21 protein-coding genes, 1 tRNA gene and 1 pseudogene are annotated in these 24485 nt (G+C 58.9%); 8 read left to right on the top strand and 15 right to left on the bottom strand.

The genetic code is table 11. The features are described 5' to 3' along the window. Positions 1-241 precede the first annotated feature (241 nt). The 3 genes from FXO12_RS28190 (at position 242) to FXO12_RS28180 (ending at position 1473) form a co-directional block, all read left to right on the top strand. Entirely contained in the window at positions 242-589 is a 348-nt protein-coding gene (locus FXO12_RS28190; RefSeq protein WP_034126171.1) for a hypothetical protein, read from the top strand. After that, positions 590-748, top strand: coding sequence for a hypothetical protein (locus FXO12_RS28185; protein ID WP_155290827.1), 159 nt, complete (start codon positions 590-592; stop codon positions 746-748). It begins immediately after the preceding gene. 155 nt (positions 749-903) lie between these two features. Continuing rightward, positions 904-1473 carry a type 1 glutamine amidotransferase family protein gene (locus tag FXO12_RS28180; protein WP_057977043.1) on the top strand — a complete coding sequence of 190 codons (570 nt, stop codon included), beginning with the start codon at positions 904-906 and terminating at the stop codon, positions 1471-1473. Between the two features lie 295 nt (positions 1474-1768). Here FXO12_RS28180 and FXO12_RS28175 read toward each other — a convergent pair whose 3' ends face one another. The 3 genes from FXO12_RS28175 to FXO12_RS28165 are packed head-to-tail and all read right to left on the bottom strand — an operon-like array spanning position 1769 to position 6827. Then, positions 1769-2863 carry an HlyD family secretion protein gene (locus tag FXO12_RS28175; protein ID WP_057977041.1) on the bottom strand — a complete coding sequence of 365 codons (1095 nt, stop codon included), beginning with the start codon at positions 2861-2863 and terminating at the stop codon, positions 1769-1771. Then, positions 2856-4493: a hypothetical protein gene (locus FXO12_RS28170; RefSeq protein WP_057977039.1), complete on the bottom strand. Its 1638-nt coding sequence runs from the start codon at positions 4491-4493 to the stop codon at positions 2856-2858. The genes FXO12_RS28175 and FXO12_RS28170 overlap by 8 nt, the downstream gene beginning before the upstream one ends. Positions 4494-4532: 39 nt before the next feature. Then, positions 4533-6827 carry a membrane-bound PQQ-dependent dehydrogenase, glucose/quinate/shikimate family gene (locus tag FXO12_RS28165; protein WP_057977058.1) on the bottom strand — a complete coding sequence of 765 codons (2295 nt, stop codon included), beginning with the start codon at positions 6825-6827 and terminating at the stop codon, positions 4533-4535. A gap of 134 nt (positions 6828-6961) precedes the next feature. Between FXO12_RS28165 and FXO12_RS28160 the strand changes: the two genes are divergently transcribed. Continuing rightward, complete coding sequence (locus tag FXO12_RS28160; protein WP_057977037.1) at positions 6962-7867, top strand: LysR family transcriptional regulator; 906 nt, start codon at positions 6962-6964, stop codon at positions 7865-7867. A gap of 93 nt (positions 7868-7960) precedes the next feature. Next, positions 7961-8635 (top strand): MarC family NAAT transporter, encoded by a 675-nt coding sequence (locus tag FXO12_RS28155; protein ID WP_057977035.1) that lies wholly within the window; start codon positions 7961-7963, stop codon positions 8633-8635. Between the two features lie 134 nt (positions 8636-8769). On the opposite strand, the pseudogene FXO12_RS28150 reads toward FXO12_RS28155, so the two are convergent. The 3 genes and pseudogenes from FXO12_RS28150 to FXO12_RS28140 form a co-directional block, all read right to left on the bottom strand. Then, positions 8770-8966, bottom strand: a pseudogene (locus FXO12_RS28150) (ParA family protein); the annotation flags it as partial. A gap of 121 nt (positions 8967-9087) precedes the next feature. After that, positions 9088-9163, bottom strand: a tRNA-Asn gene (locus FXO12_RS28145). 33 nt (positions 9164-9196) lie between these two features. Then, positions 9197-10120, bottom strand: a complete 924-nt coding sequence (locus tag FXO12_RS28140) for a LysR family transcriptional regulator (protein WP_057977033.1) — start codon at positions 10118-10120, stop codon at positions 9197-9199. Positions 10121-10220: 100 nt separating this feature from the next. Here FXO12_RS28140 and lldD point away from each other — a divergent pair, with 100 nt between their 5' ends. Then, entirely contained in the window at positions 10221-11351 is a 1131-nt protein-coding gene (gene lldD / locus FXO12_RS28135; protein WP_003192725.1) for an FMN-dependent L-lactate dehydrogenase LldD, read from the top strand. 412 nt (positions 11352-11763) lie between these two features. After that, entirely contained in the window at positions 11764-12690 is a 927-nt protein-coding gene (locus tag FXO12_RS28130) for a GGDEF domain-containing protein (protein WP_054896309.1), read from the top strand. A 134-nt stretch (positions 12691-12824) separates the two neighbouring features. Here the strand turns inward: FXO12_RS28130 and FXO12_RS28125 are convergent, their stop codons facing one another. The 7 genes from FXO12_RS28125 to FXO12_RS28095 all read right to left on the bottom strand — a co-directional run bounded on the left by FXO12_RS28125 (position 12825) and on the right by FXO12_RS28095 (position 20506). After that, the gene (locus FXO12_RS28125; RefSeq protein ID WP_153474739.1) at positions 12825-13598 is read right to left on the bottom strand and encodes a TenA family transcriptional regulator; all 774 of its coding nucleotides are present in this window, start codon (positions 13596-13598) and stop codon (positions 12825-12827) included. A gap of 78 nt (positions 13599-13676) precedes the next feature. After that, the gene (locus FXO12_RS28120; protein WP_160049786.1) at positions 13677-16139 is read right to left on the bottom strand and encodes an EAL domain-containing protein; all 2463 of its coding nucleotides are present in this window, start codon (positions 16137-16139) and stop codon (positions 13677-13679) included. Between the two features lie 71 nt (positions 16140-16210). Continuing rightward, complete coding sequence (locus tag FXO12_RS28115) at positions 16211-18013, bottom strand: ABC transporter ATP-binding protein (RefSeq protein ID WP_034126161.1); 1803 nt, start codon at positions 18011-18013, stop codon at positions 16211-16213. Beyond that, positions 18006-18608, bottom strand: coding sequence for a DsbA family protein (locus FXO12_RS28110; protein WP_170949794.1), 603 nt, complete (start codon positions 18606-18608; stop codon positions 18006-18008). Before FXO12_RS28110 ends, FXO12_RS28115 begins: the two co-directional genes overlap by 8 nt. Positions 18609-18644: 36 nt before the next feature. After that, on the bottom strand, positions 18645-19586 hold the full coding sequence (locus FXO12_RS28105; RefSeq protein WP_057977027.1) for a rhodanese-related sulfurtransferase: 942 nt from the start codon (positions 19584-19586) through the stop codon (positions 18645-18647). Between the two features lie 101 nt (positions 19587-19687). Continuing rightward, entirely contained in the window at positions 19688-19981 is a 294-nt protein-coding gene (locus tag FXO12_RS28100) for a BolA family transcriptional regulator (protein WP_057977024.1), read from the bottom strand. 6 nt (positions 19982-19987) lie between these two features. Continuing rightward, positions 19988-20506, bottom strand: coding sequence for a DUF2059 domain-containing protein (locus FXO12_RS28095; protein ID WP_014719258.1), 519 nt, complete (start codon positions 20504-20506; stop codon positions 19988-19990). A gap of 196 nt (positions 20507-20702) precedes the next feature. Here FXO12_RS28095 and FXO12_RS28090 point away from each other — a divergent pair, with 196 nt between their 5' ends. Beyond that, positions 20703-22085: a class II fumarate hydratase gene (locus FXO12_RS28090; protein WP_057977022.1), complete on the top strand. Its 1383-nt coding sequence runs from the start codon at positions 20703-20705 to the stop codon at positions 22083-22085. Here FXO12_RS28090 and FXO12_RS28085 read toward each other — a convergent pair. Both FXO12_RS28085 and FXO12_RS28080 read right to left on the bottom strand, forming a co-directional pair. Then, a complete protein-coding gene (locus FXO12_RS28085; RefSeq protein WP_057977020.1) occupies positions 22082-23038 on the bottom strand; it encodes a DMT family transporter in 957 nt (318 codons plus the stop codon). The two genes, FXO12_RS28090 and FXO12_RS28085, sit on opposite strands and share 4 nt — an antisense overlap. 188 nt (positions 23039-23226) lie before the next feature. After that, on the bottom strand, positions 23227-24411 hold the full coding sequence (locus tag FXO12_RS28080) for a thiolase family protein (RefSeq protein WP_057977018.1): 1185 nt from the start codon (positions 24409-24411) through the stop codon (positions 23227-23229). Positions 24412-24485: the final 74 nt, after the last annotated feature.

Below are 24485 nucleotides of genomic sequence, written 5' to 3'. Positions count from 1 at the left end.
AGTCGGGCTGTTTCCTGCGATGTTTACCTGGTGTTAACCCCGTGCTGCTTAGGCTAAGGCTCTTCTTATCCAGAGCTCGTCACCGTCATGAACCTGTATTCGATGATCAAAGGGGTGCTGTTAGCCGTGATTTTCCTCGCGCTGATGGTGGGCATCCTTCCATAGCAAACTCAGTTGGTACGCATGGGAGGCAGTGGCTGGTTTCTGATTGGCCAGAATGTTGAGCAGACAGGGTCGTGTCATGTCGCCCGTGCGTCGTGATGAGCTGGGCGCCAACTATGCCAGCCAGTTGGTCGCCTGCGTGGTGCTGGTTATTGGTGTGGCGGTTTCGATGGGTATCTATATCGCGCGCTTGAATGCGCACCTCGATGAGCAACGCAACCTGACCTCGGTGTATCTGCCCGACTGCCCTGACGGCCGTGGTGGTTTTATGGTCTATCCCGATGACAGGCGCAGTGGTGACGAGTGCTACACCGCGCAGGAAGATGAGTCGATCGATGTCGATGAGCTGCAGCGGCTATCAGGCTGGAGCCTTGCGCAACGGTTCGACTCCATCCCGCCAGCGGCTCAATCACCGCGCACGTTTTAGATGCACAGCCTTTATGCTTACCCAGTGCAGGCGCCGGGCCGCTCTAAAGCCGCTGCGCTGGAGGCAGACTTGCTGCCAGGCCAGGTCGCCAACGGCGAGCTGCGCAGCGCACCAGAACACCCTCTCAACGTTTCACGCCTGAACATGCCGCCGCGTTGATCACTGTCATTGCCAGTTGAAACACATACTGCCAATACTCCACCACACCATTCATCAGCCCCGCTGGCGAGTACACTCGACAGCAATGCCCACCAGGACAACCCTGCTGGGCAGGTTGCTGCTGATTATCATGGAAACTTGAGAAGGACACTCAAATGGTACGTGCCGTTACTATCCTCACCGAGAATTTTTCTGACTGGGAGCCCGCGCTGATCAATTCCACGGGCCGTGCCTACTATGGCTTCGAGACTTTTTTTGCCGCTCCCGGTGGCAAGCAAGTGACATCATCCGGTGGCATGACCATCATTCCCGACCTGGCCATCGAGGCCATTCGGCTGGACGATGTCGACTTGCTGATTGTGCCGGGAGGCCCGATCTGGAGAACAGACAACGCCCCCGCCATCGAGGCGCTGGTCCGTGAGGCTCACGCCAGGAACATCGTCGTGGCGGGAATCTGTGACGGTACCCGCGTACTGGCCAAGGCTGGAGTGCTGGATCACTTGCAGCACACCTCCAACTCCGCTGACAACCTCAAGCAGGTGCATTATCGCGGAGCAGATTATTACCAAGACGTACCGTACGCCGTTGCCGACCAGGGAGTGGTCACGGCTCCTGGCAGCGCGCCGGTCAGTTTCATGGCCCAAATTCTCGACACCTTGGGTTTGAAAGACAAGAAGCTGGATGCCTACCTGGCCATGCATGCGGCTGAACATATTCACGGCTGAACCCCTTCCCTCTGTCTCTCCCCCTCATCTCGGCGCTGCGGCCTGTTACCGGGCCGTAGCGCGCTTCACCGTTGAACCGCCCCTCCAATACTCAAAGCGGCAGAACCGATGCTGAACATGATTGAGTGGTGGATATGTATGAACATACCGCCTGACGAGGTCAACAAAATCGCCCGGTTCCGCGAACTCAATGATGCTCAAAAAGCGCTGATGCTTTCAGCTCGTAAGAAGTCAGGGAAATTCACGGAGGGGTCCTGGGACTCTCAACAGCAACTGAATGCTGATAGCCGCCTCCTCACCGATGAAGCGTATCGACATCGACCTCAACCGACATGCCCGGGCGCAGCGAAGACTCGAAAGGCTGGTCCGGATCAACAGATATGCGCACCCCGATACGCTGCGGTACCTTGACGAAATTGCCCGTTGCATTGTCCGGCTTGAGCACCGCGAATTCCGAGCCCGTCGCTGGTGAGAGCCGCTCGACATGCCCCTTTAGCGTCGCCCCTCCTAACGCATCAATCCTGAGCGTCGCGATCTGCCCGGGCGCAATAGCCTTAGTCTGCGCCTCCTTGTAGTTCGCGACTATCCAGTGGTCAGCGGGAACTACCGACATCAATTGTGTACCGTGGGTCACGAATTGGCCCAACCGCACGCCCACTTCTCCGAGCACGCCATCCTCCGGCGCCTGGATGACCGTGTGATTAAGATCAATCTGAGCCGCACGCAGTTTTGCCTGTGCCACCCGCACCTGGGCTTCCAGACCTTCACGGCCGACATCCACGGTACGCAACTCCTCCCGAGCAATCGACTCTTGCGCACCCGCCTGCTGTACCTCGGCCTGGGCTTGACTGAAATCGGCTCGTGCCTGGTCGCGCTCGCGCGTAGAAATGGCGCCATCCATGACCAACGCGTTTGCGCGCTGCATGTCAGCGCGGGCACGCAATAAGCGCGCCTGCGCACCGGCCATAGCTGCAACTTGACTCTCGATGCCCGCCATGCGAGCAGCGTGCGCCTGCTGGTTGTTGGAGAGGTCGGCATTGGCGACGCCAAGATTGGCCGTCGCCTCATCTACCTGCGCCTGATAGACCTCATCGTCAATACGCACAAGGACCTCGCCTCGCTTGACCTGCGCGAAATCCTGCCCGGCCACCTGGACGATATAGCCGCTGACCTGAGGGGCAATCACCGTGGTTCTCCCCCTCACATAGGCGTTATCTGTCTGTTGCAGACCTGCGTCAAAAGGCGGCAACTTCCAGATGTACAGGACGATCGTAATAACGCCAATCGCAGCCAGCACCATGATGATGCCTTGCAAACGGCCACGGGGCGGGGGCGACCAATGAGAAGCAGTGTGTTCAACATCCGATGGAGCAGTCATGGAATCAGTCATTTACGTTCTCAGGCTCGCGACGGATGCGCGAGAGGAAAAAAGCCGACATCTGCAGATAAAACACATACATCGCGGTGCCAAAAGCCAGCACTGACACGATGCGAAAGACGTCATTGAATGCCAGTACGCTAGCCTGTTGCTGCAACGCTTGTCCTAGCAGCTTGCTGCCCTGTTTCTGACGCTGTTCCGGGTCGGCTATATGACTCGAAAGCAACGCCTCGCCAATGCCGAGGCGCGCTACAACAAGAGGATTGGTGATCGGCGTACTGTCCGCCAGGCTAGCGATATGGGACTGGGTTCTGATGAACTCGTAGCTGCCCATTACAGCCGACCCTGCCAGGCTACCGATACTCTGGCTCGCCCCGTACAGGACCACGAGCGTGATCATGTACTGAGGTCCCTTCGCGAACAGTTTGAGAAAGCCAAAGATCAAGGCAGGCCCGATGAACAGCGTCGCACCGAACCCAATCAAACACTGGCTCAGGTACAGTTGCGGCGCACGCGTGAGGCTGGTGGATTGCGAGTCCAGATACGCTCCCGTTGCGATAAACAACGCCGCGACCATGACCTGCCAGGGGATACGTTTGGGCGACAACGTCAGGCAAGCGACGACGATCCCCATCAGCATCGACACCAGTACGCACGCAAACAGGACACGCAACTGATCGTTATTGAGCCCGCCCATTGATAGCAAACCTACCGAGCCGAAAGTCTGCTCGGCCAGCGATAGCCGAACCAGCAGCGCAATCGCAACAAAACGCATCAAGTCGAAACTGCCCAGCCATTCCAATTGCAACAGCGGCTGACGCCGACGTCGTTCAATGAACACCACCGTCACCAGCAACGAGATAGCCGCCACCAGCATCCAGCCGAGAAAGGGCGCGTCGGTCCACCAATAGCTCCGGCCGAGGCCAAGCACACCGGCAAACAGCAGGAAGGATGAAACCAGCAATACAATCACGACTGCGTCCGAGGCAGAAAACACACTGGCCCTATCACTGCGTGGCAAAGGCACCGCCAACGTCACACCCAACACCGCCATACCAATGCCCAGATTCAACAAGTGCAGCCCCAGCCAATGTTCCGAGGCGAGAAATTCCACGGGAATCATGCGCGCCACCGGCGATCCTATCTGGGTAAGCCCTACGCTGATAATCAGGGCCATCGGCTGGGCCGATGGGGCTAGGGCCTGCATCAGATAATAGGTACTCAAGGCGATCAACGTCGCGCACATCAAGCCGTTGATCGCCGTGGCAATGACCGCAGTTGTCAAAGTGGGCCACAGTAACTGCAGCACACAGGCAGCGATGTAGGTACCGACAATGCTTGCCGTGACCAAAGGGATTCCGAACTGCATCCGGGCCTTGACCAAGGTCAGGTTGGCGCTGGCATTGATCGCCAGAAAAACTGCCACCAACCATGAGACCTGAGCCGTGTACTCGCCAATAGAGCCAGAGATTACGCCTAGATTGCTCGCCACCAGGCCGTTGCACAGCGTCGTGCAGGTCCCGAGGAATAAGCCTACGACAAAATATATGCCACGCCTGGCCGGCGACAGCCTGGGCTTATAAGGACTGCCCGCCATCGCCGGTTTCTCGTCAGCTTTGAACACGTATTCAGCGCTGGCCATGTACAAGTAACGCCTTCTTTTGCTGTCGCTGCAGACGCTTCACGGTTGGGATGTCGGAAGGCTGAAGGCCATTACATAGTCACCGGTGTCGGGAGAATGCGCTGCCCCGCCTACGGAAATGACAACGTACTGTTTGCCCGTCGTCGGCGAGACGTAGGAGATCGGCGTGGCGCTGGCGCCGACCGGTAATTCATGTTCCCAGACGAGTTTGCCACTTTGCCCGTCGTATGCCCGGATGTAGTAGTCCTGATAACCCGCAAAGAATACGAGGCCGCCTGCCGTGGTCATCGTTCCTGCATAAGTTGGCATGCCCATGGGCATGGGCAGGTGTGATGCGATACCCAGTGGCCCCAATTGCTCTGTGGTGCCAGCCGGCACTTGCCAGGCCACCTTGTGCGTATTCAGATCGACCGCCGTGACGGTCCCATAGGGTGGCTGGTTGCACGGAACCCCTAGGGATGACATCCAGATATAAATGGCTTGACCGTAAGGTGTTTTCAACTGCGGTGATGGCCCATGTCCGCTCACCTCGATCTGGTGGGTTTTTGTCCAAGTATTGAATTCATCACGAGGCATCAGCCAAAAGATGTTCGGCACCCGGATATCGTTCATGTAAGCCAGATGATTAACGGGGTCGTAGGAGACGCTACCCCAGTTGAATCCTCCGATATTGCCGGGCTGATCCAGTGCCTTGGTCAGACCGATCGGCGTAAAGTCCCCCTCGTAGCGCAGTTGCTTGAACATGATGCGGCACATGAGTTGGTCGAACATGGTTGCCCCCCACATCTTCTTCTCGGTGAGGTGTTCGGCACCGATAGTCGGCATCCCTACCGAATAAGGCTGTGTAGGCGAAAGCTTTTCTTCAGGTACCGCACCGGCCGTAGGCACGGGCTTTTCGACGACGTCCGCAATCGGCTCCCCGGTGGCGCGATTTAGCAGGAAAAGCTGGCCACGCTTGGTGGTTTGCAATACCCCGGGGATGGTTCCGCCTTGGCCGTCAGGCAAATCGACCAGCGCGGGTTGAGAAGGCAAGTCGTAGTCCCAGATGTCGTGATGGACGGTCTGGAATTTCCATTTCGGGCGACCCGTCATGATATCGAGGGCGACAAGGGAAGAGTTGTATTCATCCGAGTGCGGTGGACGCTCCATGCCGAAAAAGTCCGGCGTGGCATTTCCCAGCGGCGCATAGATAAGACCCAACTGGTCGTCATAGGCAGCGGCGGTCCACATGTTGGGCGTGCCGGGCGTGTAGGTCTGCCCCGCCGGTGGCAAGCCGGTTATGTCCGGGTTGCCCAGGTCCCACGCCCATGCCAGTGCGCCGGTGCGGGCATCAAAGGCGCGGATCACGCCTGACGGCTCACCGCGACTGTAGTTATCAACTACCCAGCCACTGATAATAATGTAGTCGCGCGCCACCAGCGGCGCGGAGGTCTGAAAGTAGAACCCAGGCTTAACGTCGCCCATTCCCTGCTTCAGGTCGACGACGCCGTCGCTGCCAAAACCTGGGCACTGCTTGCCGGTCTTGGAATCTAGTTCGATCAGGCGCGCATCGATGGTGGAATTGACGATTCGTTCCGCACAGACGCCATCAGCCGGCGCCTCCTTGAGCTTGTAGTAACCCAGGCCGCGGCAACGGTTCCAGATAGGAGATGCACTATGGGTATCGAATTTCCAACGTTCTACCCCCGTATCTGCATCGATGGCAGCAATGCGATCATCGGGTGTGCAAGTGAACAACGTATCTTCAATTTGCAATGGGGTGTTCGAATCCACGGCGCCCTTGTCCAACTGGATCTTCGCGCCGGTACGATACGTCCAGGCCACTTTCAGGTCCTGAACGTTGTCACGGTTGATCTGCGTAAAGGGCGCGTAGCGCGTACCCGCAGTGGTTCGGCCATATGCGGACCAATTTGAAGGCGTGGTGTTTGTGGCTGCTGCAGTAAAAGGTGTGCCCGAGACAGGCGAGACGACACCATGTGGAGTAAAGGCAAACCCAAAGAACACAGCCGTCCCTAATAACGCTAGTACACCCAGGCCGCGTATCCGACGCCGGGAGTCCGCAGGCGACCAAGTGGATAACAGGAGCAAGCCGATGCTCGCCAACGCTGCCGGTACGAGCAGGCGTGGAAACAGCGCCCAATAGAACGTGCCTGACTCCCAGAGCGCCCATGGAACACTCAGCACGGCAACCGCTACCAGCAGCCATACTCCACAAACTTGCCTACGCCAAAGCATGACGCCAGCGCTCAGATAGGCCCATCCGGCCAGCACGTAATAAAACGATCCGCCAAGGGTTAAGAGGTAAGCTCCACCTAACAATAGCCCCAGCCCCATCAAGGCAACTAGGCTGGCAAAAATACGATTTATCGAGGTCACAGTTGAACTCCTATACGCTAAATGGCTCTCAGACTTGGTGATGATAGTGTTAGTCTATTAATTTTAGCCATGCCATATGGAGCAACTATACATTGCATAAAAGCAACGCCATGTGGAGCGAATACCACACCTTCCTCGTTGCCGCGGAAACATTGAACTTCAGCCGTGCGGCTGAACGGCTTGGGCAGAACACTTCAAGCATCAGTCGCGCCGTGACCCGGCTGGAGGAGCACCTGGGTCTGCGCTTGTTCAATCGGATGCCCTCTATGCGATTGACGGACCCGGGCGAGCGGCTCTATAGCGAAATCGCGCCCTTGTTCGAAGGCCTTCAAGAGGTCGAAAGCGCGATCAAGTCGGATGATGGAAAAATTAGAGGACGCATCCGGGTCGTCGGATCGCCCGAGGTTGTGCACTGGTTTATCAACCCGGCTATCGCTCGAATGCTGGAAGAACAGCACGAAATTCATTTTGAAGTGGAGGCCAGCACACGCGTGCCAAACCCCATTGAAGAGCCAGTGGATGTCTACTTCAGTCATCGCCGCGCCGAAGTGATTAACAAGTCGCTGGTTGCTCGGCCAATCTGTTCAATGCCACAAGGGTTATTCGCTTCTCCCCTGTTACTGGCCGGCAGGAAACCTCCGCGTGTACCGGACGATCTCCTGCAATGGCCCTGCCTTGGGCGTCAGGGAGAACCCGAGTGGGAGCTGATCGACCCCCAAGGACATAAACACCTGACGCCGGTGCAAGCTATCCTGCTTGCCACACCGAACGATGCGCGCATGGACCTTACTCTGCGCGGACTTGGCATCGCGCAGTTCAATTTGCCCAGCGCCAATGACGCCGTAGAGAGCGGCAAACTGGTACGTGTTTTACCTGGCTATACCCTCCAGAACATGTCGCTGTATGCTTTTCTACTTTCACGGCGCTTGATTCCGCAGGCGGTGCAGATCTTTCTGCGCTATACCACGGAAGAGGCAAAAAAATACTTTCCTGATTGAGTCCTGACTTGATATCGGTTCGTTAGGGCAGATGACGTACGACCTTAATAATCTTATAGCCTCCTATTCGTTGCATAACCGAGTAAAAACACTATGGGTAATTACTTTCATCATGTTCTTATTGGACTATTAGCCCTGCTTCCTATGGCCAATCCTCTAACTAGCATCTCCCTTTTACTAGGACTTGGAGGAAAGCTGCCTACAGTAGAGCGTAACCGGCAAATCCTGAAGGCAAGCTTGTATGTAGCTCTGATTATGTTTGTCAGCTTCTACGGAGGCAGCCTGGTAATGCAGGTATTCGGAATATCTGTTCCCGGCTTGAGAATAGCCGGAGGCCTGATCGTTACCTACATCGGTTTCGCCATGCTTTTTCCAGCAACGACACCTGACGAAACGGAGGTTCAGAAAGATTTCCTTTCAGAGAAAGAGAAATCAACCCCACATTTCCGCGATCTGTCATTTGTACCTTTAGCTCTTCCTGGTGCAGCAGGCCCCGGCACGATAGCGTTGCTTATCAGCTCCGCCTCTACCCTGCAGTCGACCTACCAGAACCTACCACTCGTCATTCACCTTGCAGCCGCAACCGTATTCATCATTACTGCGCTTATTTTCTGGATAGCTTTAAGATGTTCGGGGCGAATCATGAAAGTGCTTGGTGAGTCAGGAATCGATGCAATTTCCCGAGTCGTTGGTTTTCTACTGGTTTGTATGGGTGTTCAGTTCGTTATCAATGGTGGTTTTGAGTTAGCGTCTACACCTATGCACTGATCATAGTTTTTCATAATAGTGAATTATTAAAGGCCGTTGATACTTCCGCGGCCACATTCGCTAGCAATTTTATCAAATGCCTGGCTCGGCGCTTCACCTCATTACCGACAGAAGAAAGCGCTCCGCGGAGGCATTTCATTATTAACGATCAGTTGGTAGGTCCCGCCCGGCGCCTCACGCATTAGCGTATAGAACAAGGACAGTGACGGCTGGGATCGAGATCGATCAGTAAGGTCCAATGACACGCGTCGGCGCAGAACGCGCCTAGATTGGCGCCAACCGCGGTTTTCCCCGGCCCGCCTTTGGTTGAAACGACTGCAGCGACTTTCATTGGCCTTACCTCTGAATCGAAGGATTAGAGATGGCATCATGGGAACCGCGCTAAGCGTTTGGTTTGCTGGGTCAAATCCCAAGCAAAAAAAAGCCTGCATCTCTGCAGGCTTTTCTCTATCTGGCTCCACGACCTGGACTCGAACCAGGGACCCAATGATTAACAGTCATTTGCTCTACCAACTGAGCTATCGCGGAATGCGCCGTATGTTACTGATTAAAAAGAAGAAGTCAAGCGTCCTCAGAAATTTTCCGCAAATCGTCCCCCTGCTCGCTTGAATACGGCGGTTCCTTGGCCAAATCCAGCCAGGCCCTTGCCGCCGGCGGCAAGTGGGCGCTCGCGCGCCAGGCCAGGGCGATGTGCCAATCGGTATGAGGCTCGTCCAGGGGGATCAAGGCGATGCCGGGATGTTGGTGTTTGTGCGCCAGCATCCTAGGCAGGAAGGCAACGCCCAGCCCTGCGGTGACCAGGTCGACGATAAAGTCTATTTGCCCGCTGCGGGCGGTGACTTTGGGGGTCACGCCTTTGCGTTCACAGGCGCTGAGGATCTTGGCATTGAGGGCAAAGCCGGCCTCGAACAGGATGAAGGGTGAGTCGGCCAGGTCGGTGAAGTCGATGCGCTCGCGCTGGGCCAGTGGGTGACCCATGGGCAATACGGCGATCAATGGCTCGTTGCGCACCGGTTGGTAGTCAAAACCTTCATCAACCGGCAGCAGCAAGGCGGCAAGGTCCACCTCCCCTGCTTCCAGGCATTCGCGCAGCCTTTTACTGCCGTACTCCGTCAGTTCGATGTCGATGCCCGGGTAACGGCTGCGGTAAGTGGCGAACATCGCCGCAAACAAGACTCCGCACCCTACCGGCGGCAGGCCGATGCGCAGCACGCCGCGCTGGAGGCCGCGCAGGTCGTTGATTTCAGCCATCAGGTCGGTGCGTTCGGCGAGCATTACCAAGGCGCGGCGGTAGGCAATTTCGCCGGCGGCGGTGAGTTCGTTCTTGTGGCCGAGGCGATTGAGCAGCGGCATGCCTAATTCGCCCTCAAGGGTCTTGACCGCTTTGCTGACGGTGGACTGAGTCAGGGCAACCACTTCGGCCGCCTGGGAGAACCCGCCCTGGCGCACCACTTCGACAAACGCACGCAATGTTCGTAGGTTCATCAGTATTCCTATAACGACTGGATGGCAGTGATAAAAGTTGTTTTCATCATGGCATAACTTTGCTTAGGGTGTAGCACTTTGCCCTGTGGAGACACCGTCGATGATCATCTCGTCCGCTTCCGATTACCGCGCTGCGGCCAAGCGCAAGTTGCCGCGCTTTCTGTTCGATTACATCGACGGCGGTGCCTACGCCGAGCACACACTGCGCGCCAACAGTTCGGACCTGGCCGAGATCAGCCTGCGCCAACGCATCCTGCGCAATGTCGACGACCTGAGCCTCACCACCCAGCTGTTCGGTACCGAACTGGCGATGCCAGTGATCCTTAGCCCGGTCGGCCTGACCGGCATGTATGCGCGACGCGGTGAAGTGCAAGCAGCCAAGGCGGCGGCCAACAAACACATCCCCTTCTGCCTGTCGACAGTGTCGGTGTGTTCGATTGAGGAGGTGGCCTCGCAAAGCCCGCAGTCGATCTGGTTCCAGCTGTATGTGCTCAAGGATCGCGGCTTCATGCGCAACGCTCTGGAGCGGGCGCAGGCAGCTGGCGTGACCACCCTGGTGTTCACGGTGGATATGCCCACACCCGGCGCACGCTACCGCGATGCGCACTCGGGCATGTCTGGCCCCTACGCAGCGCAGCGACGCATGTTGCAGGCGGTGACCAAGCCGCAGTGGGCCTTCGACGTGGGCTTGATGGGCCGCCCTCACGACCTGGGCAATATTTCCAAATACCTGGGCAAACCCACCCACCTGGAGGACTACATTGGTTGGCTGGCCAACAACTTCGACCCATCCATCAGTTGGAAAGACCTGGAGTGGATCCGCGAGTTCTGGAAAGGCCCGATGATCATCAAGGGCATCCTCGACCCTCAGGATGCCAAGGACGCGGTGAGTTTCGGTGCCGACGGCATCGTGGTCTCCAACCATGGCGGCCGCCAGCTCGACGGGGTGCTGTCCACGGCCAAGGCGTTGCCGCCGATTGCCGAAGCGGTGGGCGATGACTTGACCGTGCTGGTGGACTCCGGCATTCGCTCCGGGCTCGACGTGGTGCGCATGCTCGCCCTGGGCGCCAAGGCGTGCCTGCTGGGGCGCGCCACCGCCTACGCGCTGGCCGCCGAGGGCCAGCATGGGGTAGAGAATCTGCTGGACATCTTCGCCAAGGAAATGCGCGTGGCCATGACCCTGACCGGGGTCACCTCCATCGCGCAAATCGACCGTACCACCCTGGTCTAGTGGTGATGGGTGCGGTGTACTTTGTTCACGAATAACCGAAGCGTTGTTTATTTGCGACAAGCAACTCGCCCCACCGAAACAGTTACGTCAACCGGGCCGGCGGTAACGCTGGCCCAAACCAGCCAAATAACTGGCGCCATGCTTTAACGGACTTTTCTTACTTAAAAATTAGTTAATTGATTTATAAGGATTTTTGCCAACTAAATACACTTGGCATGAATCTCGCTCTAGTACTGTTCAAGCAGGTTCGGCGATGACAAGACGTGCGGCAGGGCCATGGGGTTATAACCCAATGAAAAGCGGTTTAAACTGTTTCCAATGTTTTACGGAACTGAAGGATCAGTAAGACGCTTGGCACTCGCCACCCTCATCCCGCCTGTAAGACAGCCCAGTGCTTAGAGGCCACGCGCTTATGAAAACCCCCACCCAGACCAACGCAATTGACTTTGACAGTGCCAAATTGCAACGCCTGGGATTTGGCCAGCCATCCTTACGCCCACGCCGCCCCGCCACCCTTGCCGAACTTCGCCAGCAACTGAACCAGCAGTTGCAGACCAGCCTGGAGCCGGAGCGCATCCTGGGCCTGTTCTTTCGTGAGGTTCAGCGCCTGGTTCCGCTGGACGCGTTGCAATACCGTCACGCCGCCAGCGACCTGCGCCTGGAGTTTGGCCACCGGGGTCATCACTCCGTCAGCTACACCCTGAGCCATGAAGGCGAACACCTGGGGGAACTGGTCTTTCGTCGCAACCAGCGGTTGCTTGAAGAAGAACTGAGCCAACTCGAACTCCTGCTGGTGACCTTGCTTTATCCGATGCGCAACGCCCTGCTCTACCGCGCCGCCACCCGCAGCGCCCTGCGTGACCCGTTGACCGAAACCGGCAACCGTGTGGCCATGGACCAGACGCTGCAGCGAGAAATCGACATGGCACGCCGGCATTTGCACCCGCTGTCGTTGTTGATGCTGGACATCGACCACTTCAAGAAAATCAACGACACCCATGGGCATGCTGCGGGCGACAGCGTACTGCGCGCCGTAGCCGGGGCGATCAAACGCCAGCTGCGCAACGTGGACATGGTGTTTCGGTTTGGCGGGGAAGAGTTTTTGATCCTGCTCTCCAACACCGGTCGCGATGCCGCGAAAATGGTGGGAGAACGCCTGCGCCAGGCGGCGCAAGCCCAGGACTACTGGGTGGAGGGCACGCGAATCGAACTGACCGTGAGCCTCGGTTGTTCTACGCTGCTGGCCGCCGAGTCGGCTGAAAGCCTGCTGCGTCGGGCCGACAATGCGTTGTACGTGGCCAAGCGCGAAGGCCGCAACCGCTTGGCGATGGCGGGGTAAGGTCAGTTGTGGCGAGGGAGCTTGCTCCCGCTGGGGCGCGAAGCGGCCCCGTTCTTTATTTAAAAAGAATGGGCCTGCTACGCAGTCCAACGGGAGCAAGCTCCCTGGCCACAAATACCATCCGAACCGTTACATCACGCCTCGCTGGCGATGCGCACAGGGCGCTCGCGAACGGCTGGCGCCTTGTCTTTTTCCGCATTCTCTAGACGCATGCAGCTTTCCAGGAACAAGTGCATGTAGTCGTAGCTCTTGCACACCGCCTGGCGCAACTCTTCCTGCAAGGCCTTGCTCGGGTTGGTCCCGGCCAGTGTGCAGATGATTTCCAGGGCTTCCCAAGGGTGGGCATCGTCGTATTGGGCGTGCATCTTCAGCCACTTCATCGCCCGCTTGCGATCTTCCTCAGGGAAGGCGGCAGCATACACACCGGTAGAGCAGACCACGGCGGACCACTCCCCCGTCGCCCCCTCGATCGCGTAGTTGGTGGCGGCAATCGCGACGATCAACGCATCCGCCGAGCTGGTGTGCCAGCACCAATGACTCAGGGCGTGCAACTCGGGCGGCACCTCCTGCGCTTGCAGTTCTTCAAGGCTGACGCCGTGAGCCCGCGCCCAATTGACCCAATAGTCGGCATGGTTGAGCTCCACGCGAATGTTGCGCATCAGCCAACGGCGCGCCATATCCTCCCCAGGATGGCGGGCAAACTTGGTCTTGGTCAGGTTCTGCGCCATGTACAAGGCAAACTGTTCCACCACCGGCCAACCACCAATCAGGTAGTGGCGCATGGTCTTGGCGCTGAGGGCGTTGTCGCGCATGCGCTGGTACAGTTCGTGCTCGACAACCCGACGCTTGCTCTCGCTACAGTCCTGGATCAGTTGCTGCGCCCAGGCGGGGTAACTCGAGGCTTCCATAAGCGGGCCGGTTCTGTTGAATGTGTCGATCACTGTGGGGCTCCTTTTCAAGTGTGATTGTACAGACCAGCAAATGTTTCAGCGGAAAGTGCCGGGCGCCTTGAATAACAGAGGCTGCGGCCGCTCAGGTCGGCACTGCAGGCTATCAAAGGTAAACAATTGCGGGCGTTCAATCAGGTAGCCCTGAGCGTAATCCACACCTATCTCAAGTAAAGCCTGTTCGATCTGGGGTGTTTCAACAAACTCGGCAATCGTGCGCTTACCCATGACGTGGCCGATGTGGTTGATCACCTCGACCATGGCGCGGTTAATCGGGTCGTCCAGCATATCCTTTACGAAACTTCCATCGATCTTCAGGAAGTCTACAGGTAAATGTTTCAAATATGCGAATGAGGACATTCCGGCGCAAAAGTCATCCAGGGAAAAATGGCACCCTAACGCTTTGAGTTCATTAATAAATCGAATCGCACTGCCCAAATTGGCTATAGCGCTCGTTTCAGTTATTTCAAAACAAATCATTTCCGGTGGAATGCTGTAACTATCGAATTTCTGACGTAAAAAACCCAAAAAGTCATCATCGCCAATGGTGATGCCTGACAGATTAATCGCACACATGGCCATGGGTCGACCCGGACGCTCATGCATGCAGCGGGCGATAATCTTGAATACGTTTTCCACTACCCAACGGTCCAGGGACGTCATCAAACCGTAACGCTCGGCCGCCGGAATAAAACTGTTGGGTAAAATGATCCGCCCCGCTTCGTCATGCAGGCGCAGGAGAATTTCGATGTGCCCATTGCCAGCGTCGGTAGGGCCCAACGGCGCGATTTCCTGGGCGTAGAGGCAAAAGCGATCTTCCTCCAGGGCGATATGCAGCCGCTGTACCCAGGCCATCTCGCCAAACCGCAGGGACAATTCCGAGTCGTCGACGTGGTAGACCTGCACCCGGTTGCGCCCCTTTTCCTTGGCCATGTAGCACGCCATGTCGGCGGCGCGCAGGGAGGTTTCCAGGGTGGTCGGGGTTTGCGAGATATGCACCAGGCCGATGCTGACAGTGGTCATGAAGGGCCGCCCCTTCCACACGAAGTGCAAGCTCTGCACGGTATGGCGCAGGCTCTCGGCGATTTTTTCCGCCACCGGCGCCGGGCAGTTTTCCAGCAGGATGCCAAACTCGTCGCCGCCCAACCGAGCCAGGGTATCGCCTTCGCGCAAGTCTGATTGCAACAGCGCGCAGATGTGACGCAACAATTCATCGCCTGCCGCGTGCCCACAGGTGTCATTGACCAGCTTGAACTGGTCGAGGTCGAGGAACATCAAGGCATGTCGCCCACTTTGCTGGCGCGCGACCTGTTGCAGCACCTGTTCAAGGCGGAACTCGAACTCGCGACGGTTGGCCAGGCCGGTCAAGGCGTCATGGGTGGCCTGCCAGGAAAGATTGGCAATGTACTGGCGTTCCTGGGTCATATCGTGCAGCACCAGGACCGCACCGCTGATCTTGCCGGCGCTGCGGATCGGCGCGCCCACCAGGGTGACCGAGACCGTGCTGCCGTCCAGGCGCTGGATCAGCTTGGAATGCTCGCTGCCGCCGCTGAACTGGCCCTTGACGATGTGCTCAATCAGAGTGAATCCGTCGGGCTCGGCGTTTTCATTCAAAAGCTTGAACAACGCCGCCAGCGGCAGGCCCTGGGCCTGCTCCGAGCGCCAGTGGGTCAAGGCTTCAGCGGCAGGGTTCATATAGGCAATGGCCCCGTCGACATCGGTGGTAATCACCCCGTCGCCAATCGACTCCAATGTAATCTGCGCCCGCTCCTTCTCCGCTTGCAGCGCATCGGCAAAGGCATGACGCTGGGCCAGCAGCTTGTGGGTGCGCAGCAGCGCCAACACGATCAGGCCCAAGGCCGTCGCCAGGTTGGTGATCAACAACAGGCGCAGGATCATCCGCGAACCTTCGCCCAGGGCATCGCTGAAGGCTTTGGCGGCGGGCGTCACCCCTTCATTGATGGCCGTGATGCGCGCCTTCCAACTATGGACATCGTCACTGCCGACGTAGCCGGAGGTAATGGCGCCGTGCATCTCCTGGGCCAGCTCATCCAACTGCAGCAGATAGCCGTCGCCCACCGTCCACAGCTCAATGGCTTTTTCCAGGTAGCTGAAATGGCGGAAGTTGAGGTACAGCCAGATCAGGCTGGAAACGTCGTCCGGATGGTTGCCGCCCTTGAGGATACCCAGGCGCGCGGCCTCCATGTCTGGATTGGGACGGTCCGGGGCAATGCGCAATTCATGCCCACCCTGGGGCACGGCAATGGCCTGCTGGTATTTGAGGTAGGTGGCGTCGTTGCGGTTATCGGCGTAGAGGGTCAGGTAGTAGATGGCATCCTTCTGGCCCTTGGACCACAGGCTTTCGCCCGCCACATAGCCCCGCACTGCCGAAAGCACGTAGAGACTGACGCAGCCTAACAATGCCTGGAACAACACGACGGCGATGAAGGGCCAGACAATACCCAACAGGCGTGGCGTTCCGAGAGTCCGCTTTTGCTTCATGAAGTCCCTTACACATGCACAGCTTAATACGCACGCGAAAATCCGCTCCCGATAGCACAGCCTAAGCTAAATCAACGTACTTGTTGCAAGTGTCCGTACAGTTTGGCGTACAACCCACCATCGGCAATCAACTGCTGATGGTCGCCATCCTCGGCGATGTGCCCGCCATCGAACACCAACACTCGGTCAGCCTGCTTCACCGCAGACAGCCGGTGGGCGATGATCAGTGTAGTACGCCCGCTGAGAAACCGCGCCAGTGCCTGGTGCAGGTTGTATTCGGTCGCCGCATCCAATGCAGACGTGGCCTCGTCCAGAATCACCACTTTAGGCTCGGCGAGCACCATGCGGGCAATCGCCAGGCGTTGCCGCTGGCCACCGGAAAAGCGCACGCCCGAACGCCCGACCACGCTGTCCAGGCCCAAGGGCAATGCCTTGACAGTAGCATCCAGTTGGGCGATTTCCAGCGCCTGCCAGCAGGCTTGATCGGTGCGGGTGCGGCCCATGGTCAGGTTGGCGCGCACGGTATCGTTGAACAGCGCAGGATGTTGCAGCACCACCGCGACGTTCTCGCGGATGGTCTCCAGGCCAATCTCCTGCTGGGTGGCAGTGCCAAAGCGAATGCTGCCGGCCTGCGGCGTGTAGAGCCCCAGCAACAGTTGCACCAGGGTGCTTTTACCGCCGCCGCTGGCGCCGACAATTGCCACCTTTTCACCCGGTGCGATGGCCAGGTTCAACTGGTTGAGTACCAGGTCTTCGCCGTAGCCGAAGTCGAGGCCACGCACTTCGATGCCGACCGTCTCGCGCCCGCTGAACGGGTCTGCGCCGCCTGGGTATTGCGGCTCATCGGCACGCGCCAGCAGCTCGTTGATGCGCGACAGCGCGCCGCCCGCCGCGTAATAGGCGTATTGCAGGTTCAGCAGTTGTTCCACCGGGCCAATCATGAACCACAGGTAACTGAACACTGCGAGCATCTGGCCGATGGACAGGTCGGAAAACAGCACGGTGAGCATGGCCGCGGCGCGGAAGATGTCGATACCGAACTGGAACAGCAAGCCACTGGCGCGGCTCGACGCGTCGGTTTTCCATTGGGAATGAATGGCGTAGTCACGCACTTCCTGGGCACGCTGGCCCAGCCGCCCGAGGAAAAAGCCCTGGCGGTTGCCGGCACGTACTTCCTGGATGGCATCGAGGGTTTCGGTCAGCGCCTGTGTAAAGCGTGAAGTACTGTCGTTTTCCAGCTTCTTGAGGTGCTTGACGCGTTTGCCCAATTGCACCGTGGCGTAGATCACCAACGGATTGAACAACAGGATCAACAACGCCAGTTGCCAATGCATCCACACCAGGATCGCCGAGGTGCCGACCAGGGTCAGCATCGCCACCAGGAAGCGACTGAGGGTTTCACCCACGAATTTGTCCAGGGTGTCCAGGTCGGTCACCAGATGAGTGGTGACCGTACCGCTGCCCAGGCTTTCGTACTCACCCAGAGAGATACGCTTGAGACGCTCGATCAGACGCACGCGGATGCGGTACACGATGTCCTTGGCCAAGCGCGCAAACAGCCGCGCCTGCACCACGTTGAACACCAGCGCGCCGCAGCGCAGGGCCAGAGTGACCAAGAGCATAAGGCCGATATAGCCTGCGGCTTTTTGCCAACCCAGGGGCAGCGCGTGGTTCATCACCTTGAGGGCGGCATCGCCATGGCCCAGCAGCACTTCGTCCACCAGCAACGGCAACAACAGCGGGATAGGCACGCTGCACAGGGTGGCGAGCACGGCGACACCGTTGGCGACCCACAGGGATTTCTTGTGGCGCAGGGCCAGGCGGCGAATTTCTGCCCAGGTCAGGCGGTCGGTGCGTGGAGGCTGTTCATACACAGGCAGCTCGCTCCAGCCATCGACCCAGTAACGGCGACAGCTCGGACAGCGGCTGGTAACCATTGGTCAGCAAGGCCAACTGGCCGTTGCGCTCGGCCAGCAGGGTCGGGAACCCGGCAATGCCCAGGTCTTGCACCCAAGTGAAATCGGCCGCCGTGGCGGCGTGCTGCTCGGCACGGTCGAACTCGCCGGCAAACTCGATACGTGGAATGCCGGCCTGCTCGGCCAGCTCAACCAACACATGGGCGAGGGTCACGTCCCGTCCTTCGACATAGAACGCACGCTGGATCAGCCCCAGCAGCTTCCAGGCGCAATCCGGCGCCAGGCTGCGTGCGGTGACGATAGCGCGGCACGCCGGCTCCGTGTCGTAGACAAAACCGTCGGGCAGCGCGCCGTCACGCTTGAAAGGCTGGCCGGTGGCGTCGGTGACGGCCTGCCAGTGTTCAAGGATGTAGCGCCGGGTAGTCGGCTCCAGCGCCGCGCCGCTGCCGGTGCGCAAGCCGCCCACCACCAGGTGCACGTCCACGCCGGCCGCCTGGGCCTGCTCCACCAGCGCTTGTGCCACCGGGGCAAAGCCCCAGCACCAGGAACACATCGGGTCCATTACATAGAGCAGGCGCGCAGACATGGCTCAGGCCTCGGAAGGGGTTTGCTTGTAGTTGTAACCAATCGGGTGCGGCATGTTGCGGGCCTTGGCCAGTTCGATCTGCTTCTGGCGGTCGATTGCACTGCGACGGGTCTTCTCCGGCAGCTTATCCCAGCAATGGGGGCAACTGATGCCCGCCACGTAATGCTCGGAGGCGCGGTCTTCTACGCTCACGGGTGTGCGGCAGGCATGACATTGATCGTAGTCGCCTTCGCTCAAGTCGTGGCGCACGGTCACGCGATTGTCGAACACAAAGCAGTCGCCCTGCCATTTGGTTTCTTCCTGGGGCACCTCTTCGAGGTACTTCAGGATACCGCCCTTGAGGTGGTAGACCTCATCGAAGCCTTCGCTGAGCATGTAGCTCGAGGCCTTCTCACAGCGAATGCCGCCAGTGCAGAACATGGCGACCTTCTTGTGCTTGGCCGGGTCGAAGTTGGCTTTGATGTAGTCGGGAAATTCGCGAAAACTGGTGGTTTTCGGGTCGATTGCGCCTTCAAAGGTGCCGATGGACACTTCGTAGTCGTTACGGGTGTCGATCAACAGCACTTCCGGGTCGCTGATCAACGCATTCCAATCCTGCGGGTCGACATAGGTACCGACTTTTTTGTTCGGGTCGACGCCTTCAACGCCCAGGGTCACGATCTCTTTCTTGAGCTTGACCTTGGTGCGATAGAACGGCTGGTCATCGCAGTAGGATTCCTTGTGGTCGATGTCGACCATGCGCGGGTCTTTTTTCAGCCAGGCCATCAGCCCGTCAATGCCTTCGCGGCTGCCGGAAACGGTGCCGTTGATGCCTTCTTCGGCGATCAGCAAGGTGCCTTTGATGCCGTTATCGATCATAGCCTGCAACAGGGGCTCGCGCAGGGCGACGTAATCTTCGAGGGTGACGAACTTATACAGTGCCGCCACGACAATCGGTTGAGTCATGGGTGTTCTCTCCAGGTGGCTACCCTCGTAAGGGGTGAACCGGATGCAAAAAAAACGCGCCGGCTAAGCGGCGCGTTGCGGATTCTATCAGGGTTACCCCATCAATGTCCGCCGGCGCAGGTCGGCGAGGCCGGGGCTGCGTCGATTGTCGCCCACTCGTCGGGCGTATAGGTATGCAGCGCCAGCGCATGGAACTCGCTCATCAGATCACCCAGGGTGGCGTAGACCTTCTGATGGCGCTTGACGCGGTTGAGCCCCTCGAACTGCTGGCTGACCAGCACGGCCTTGAAGTGGGTCTGCAACCCACGGCTGTGCATGTGGCTTTCATCCAGCACGCTCAAATGTTCCGGGGCCAGGGCGGCAAGGGCCGTTTCGATACGCTGTTGCATGGTCATTCCTGCTTACTTCTTCTTGGCCGGTGCGGCGGCTTTTGGCGCCAGCTCGTTGGTCATGTCTTCCAACAGCTTGTTCACCACCGGTACGGCGCTTTCCAGCTTGGCCTGGGTCATCTGGGCCGATTGCTGGGTCAGCTGGGGCATTTTTTCCAGGACTTTCTTGCCAAGTGGCGACTGGTAGAACGCTACCAGGTCCTTGAGCTCGGATTCGCTGAAGTTGGTGGTGTAGAGCTTGACCATGTCAGGCTTGAGCTTCGGCCAGCCGATGGCCTGGTCCAGAGCGGCGTTGGCCTTGGCCTGGTAGCTGTCCAGTACCGACTGCTTGGCGGCAGGCGCCTTGGTCTGTTCGAAACGCTGGGCGAACATTTGCTGCACTTGCATGTACACCGGGGTCCCCAGCTTGTCAGCATGGGCCAGGGTAAGGAAGGCTTCGGCACTGGCGTTGTGGCTGGCGGTATCGGCAAGAACCTGGCCGCTGGCGCAAACCAGAGCAACCGCGGTACAGATGGCACGAAGACGAGTCATCGAGTTTCCTTTTCTAGCAGGCGAGGTAAGACCCCAAGGGCGACCATTCTGCGCCTAAAAAACCTCGCGGCTCAACCCCACTCCTTGGCAAGCCCCGGTTTCACGGGGCGCGATGGCACAAATGCGCTTTTAGGGAACCCACGCTGGCCGCCAGGGCCTAAACTGACCAATCACGACTGCATAAGGAGGGTGACCGATGAGCCGTATCGAAACCGACAGCCTGGGGGAAGTACAGGTCCCTGATGACGCCTATTGGGGCGCGCAAACCCAACGTTCGCTGGTCAATTTCGCGATTGGCGAGCAGCGCATGCCGCTGGCGGTATTGCATGCCCTGGCCCTGATCAAGAAGGCTGCGGCGCGGGTCAACGACCGCAACGGCGACTTGCCCGCCGATATTGCCCGCCTGATCGAGCAGGCTGCCGACGAAGTCCTGGACGGCCAGCATGACGACCAGTTCCCGCTGGTGGTCTGGCAGACCGGCAGTGGCACCCAGAGCAACATGAACGCCAACGAAGTGATCGCTGGCCGCGCCAACGAACTGGCCGGCAACAACCGCGGCGGCAAGAGCCCGGTGCACCCCAACGATCACGTCAACCGTTCCCAGAGTTCCAACGACTGCTTCCCCACCGCCATGAGCATTGCTGCGGTGCAAGCGGTGAACAAGCAACTGCTGCCGGCAATCGCCACCTTGTCCGGTGGGCTGGCAGAATTGGCCGCGCGGCATATGAAGCTGGTCAAGACCGGCCGTACCCACATGATGGATGCCACACCGATCACCTTCGGCCAGGAACTTTCGGCGTTTATCGCCCAGCTCGATTACGCCGAGCGTGCGATCCGCAGCGCCCTGCCCGCGGTGTGCGAGCTGGCCCAGGGCGGCACCGCCGTCGGCACCGGCCTCAATGCCCCCCATGGCTTTGGCGAGGCGATTGCTTCCGAGCTGGCCGCGTTGTCGGGTCTACCCTTTGTGACCGCGCCGAACAAATTCGCCGCCCTCTCCGGCCATGAGCCGCTGGTGACCTTGCACGGCGCGCTGAAAACCCTGGCCGTGGCGCTGATGAAGATCGCCAACGACCTGCGCCTGCTGGGTTCCGGCCCTCGCGCCGGGCTGGCCGAAGTCAAGTTGCCGGCCAACGAACCGGGCAGTTCGATCATGCCCGGCAAGGTCAACCCCACACAATGCGAAGCGCTGTCGATGCTGGCCTGCCAGGTGCTGGGCAACGACGTGACCATCGGCATGGCCGCCAGCCAAGGGCACTTGCAGTTGAACGTGTACAAACCGGTGATCATCCACAACCTGCTGGAGTCGATCCGCCTGCTGGCCGATGGCTGCAACAACTTCCAGGAGCATTGCATTGCCGGTCTTGAACCCGACGCCGAGCAAATGGCCCAGCACCTGGAACGCGGACTGATGCTGGTCACCGCCCTCAACCCCCATATCGGCTACGACAAGTCAGCCGAAATCGCCAAGAAGGCTTACGCCGAAGGGCTGACACTGCGTGAGGCTGCACTGGAGCTGGGCTATCTCACCGATGCCGAGTTTGACCAGTGGGTGCGCCCGCAAAACATGCTCGGCGCTTAAACCGACATCCGCAGCCGCCGGGCCCTGAGCCCGGCGAGCAGCGAAGGCGCCAGCGCCACCATCGCCGAGCCAGTCACCACCACCAAAGCCCCCACATACCCCAAGGCATTGATCTCTTCGGCTTGCACATAGTCCGGCCACAGCCAGGCCGACACTGCCACCGCCACAAAGGTCACCAACGGCGTCAACGCCAGGGTCGCACTGACCCGCGAGGCTTCCCAATGCGCCAGGGCTTCGGCAAATGCGCCGTAGGCCACCAGCGTATTCATGCAGCACGCCAGCAGCAGCCAGCCTTGCAACGGGCTCAACTGCAACGCCTCCAGCGGGTGCGCCCAAGGCGTGAGCAACACCGCGCACGACAGGTAGATCACCATCATCACCTGCAATGAATTCCATACCGTCAGCAACTGCTTCTGCCCCAGTGCATAGAACACCCAGATGGTGGTGGCGAGCAGGATCGTCAGCACACCGGCGGTGTAAGAACCCATGGACGTCAGCAACTCCACCAGGCGTTGGTTGAAAAACAAGCCAAAGCCTGCGATCAGCACCATCAGCCCCACCCCCTGCCCCAGACTGAAGCGCTCCTTGAACACAAACACACTGGCAACCATCAGAAAGATCGGGCCCATCTGCACCACCAACTGCGCCGTGCCGGGGCTAAGCATTTTCAGGCCAACCAGGTACAGCACGTAGTTGCCCACCAGGCCACACACCGCCATGCCCACCAGCCACCCACCCTTGGGGCCAAGCACTTTGCGGCTGGGCAGGCGTTTGGTGGCGGCCAGGTAAACGAACAGGCACGTGCCCGCTACCATGAGGCGAAACCAGGTCACGGTGATCGGGTCCATCACCTGCAACACTTGCTTGAGCTTGATCGGGAGAATGCCCCACAGAAACGCGGTCAGCAGGGTCAGGAAGAAACCGTAGACCCAGCGGCCGGAAGAGATGTGCATGAGTGCCCCAGATGCCAGAGGAAGTGGAGCAGGCATTCTAGGGGCAAGTCACTGAGTTCGGATACGTCACAGTCTTGAATGTGGGGGCTGGCTTGCCTGCGATGGCGATTTATCTGTGTCCAATCTGTCGCTGACCCACCGCAATCGCAGGCAAGCCAGCTCCCACATTGGCGGTATTCCAACCTGACTCAGCGTACGGCTTCGAAGAGTCCGGTGGCGCCCATCCCACCCCCCACGCACATGGTGACAACCCCGTAACGCAGGTTGCGCCGTTGCAGTTCGCGCACCAGGTGCCCCACCTGCCGCGAGCCGGTCATGCCGAACGGGTGCCCGATAGAAATCGAGCCGCCGTTGACGTTGTATTTGGCATTATCGATCTCCAGGCGATTGCGTGCGTAAAGGCACTGGGAAGCAAAGGCCTCATTGAGTTCCCACAAGTCGATATCCGCCACCTGCAACCCCTTGGCCTTGAGCAACTTGGGCACCGAGAACACCGGGCCGATGCCCATCTCGTCCGGCTCGCAACCGGCCACGGTAAAGCCACGGAAGAACGCCTTGGGCTTGAGCCCCAGTTCCAGAGCTTTTTCCAGGCTCATCACCAGGGTCATCGACGCGCCGTCGGAGAGCTGCGAGGAGTTACCTGCAGTCACCGAGCCATCCTCGGCAAACACCGGCTTCAAGCCGCTGAGGCTGGCCAGGGTGGTGTCCGGGCGGTTGCAGTCGTCCCGGTCTACCACGCCATCCAGGATCTGCACCGCGCCAGTGTTCTTGTCCTCGACCTTGTACTTGACCGCCATCGGCACGATTTCATCGTTGAACAAGCCATCAGCCTGGGCCTGGGCGGTGCGCTGCTGGCTTTGCAGCGCGTAAAGGTCCTGATCTTCGCGGCTGACGTGATAGCGGCGCGCAACGATTTCGGCGGTCTGGCCCATGGGGAAGTAAATGCCCGGCACCTGTTCTTTAAGCAGCGGGTTGATCAGGTTATCGGTGTTGACGCTCTTCATGGTCAGGCTGATGGACTCCACGCCACCGGCAACAATGATGTCGCTGCAGCCCGAAGCGATCTGGTTGGCGGCAATGGCAATCGCCTGCAAGCCCGACGAACAGAAACGGTTGAGAGTCATGCCCGCCGTACCGGTGCCCAGTTGCGAGAGCACCGCCACGTTACGCCCGATGTTATAGCCCTGGGCGCCTTCGTTGGAGCCGGCACCGACGATGCAGTCTTCTACCGTCGCAGGGTCGATACCGTTGCGGGCCAGCAGCGCATTGACACAATGGGCCGCCATGTCATCGGGACGGGTCTGGTTGAACTTGCCGCGAAAGGATTTGGCCAGGCCGGTTCGCACGCTGTCGACGATCACTACTTCACGCATGGGCTACCTCGATCTTGTGGTTGTGGATCGAGGATAGATCCAGGCCTGGCCGACCGCGATGATCATTCACTGCG

Origin of the sequence: Pseudomonas sp. J380 (assembly GCF_009827115.1) — a bacterium.
In the GTDB taxonomy this organism is placed as follows: domain Bacteria; phylum Pseudomonadota; class Gammaproteobacteria; order Pseudomonadales; family Pseudomonadaceae; genus Aquipseudomonas; species Aquipseudomonas paracarnis.
The sequence above is the reverse complement of the archived record's forward strand: the minus strand, read 5'-3'. Positions and strand labels throughout refer to the sequence as shown.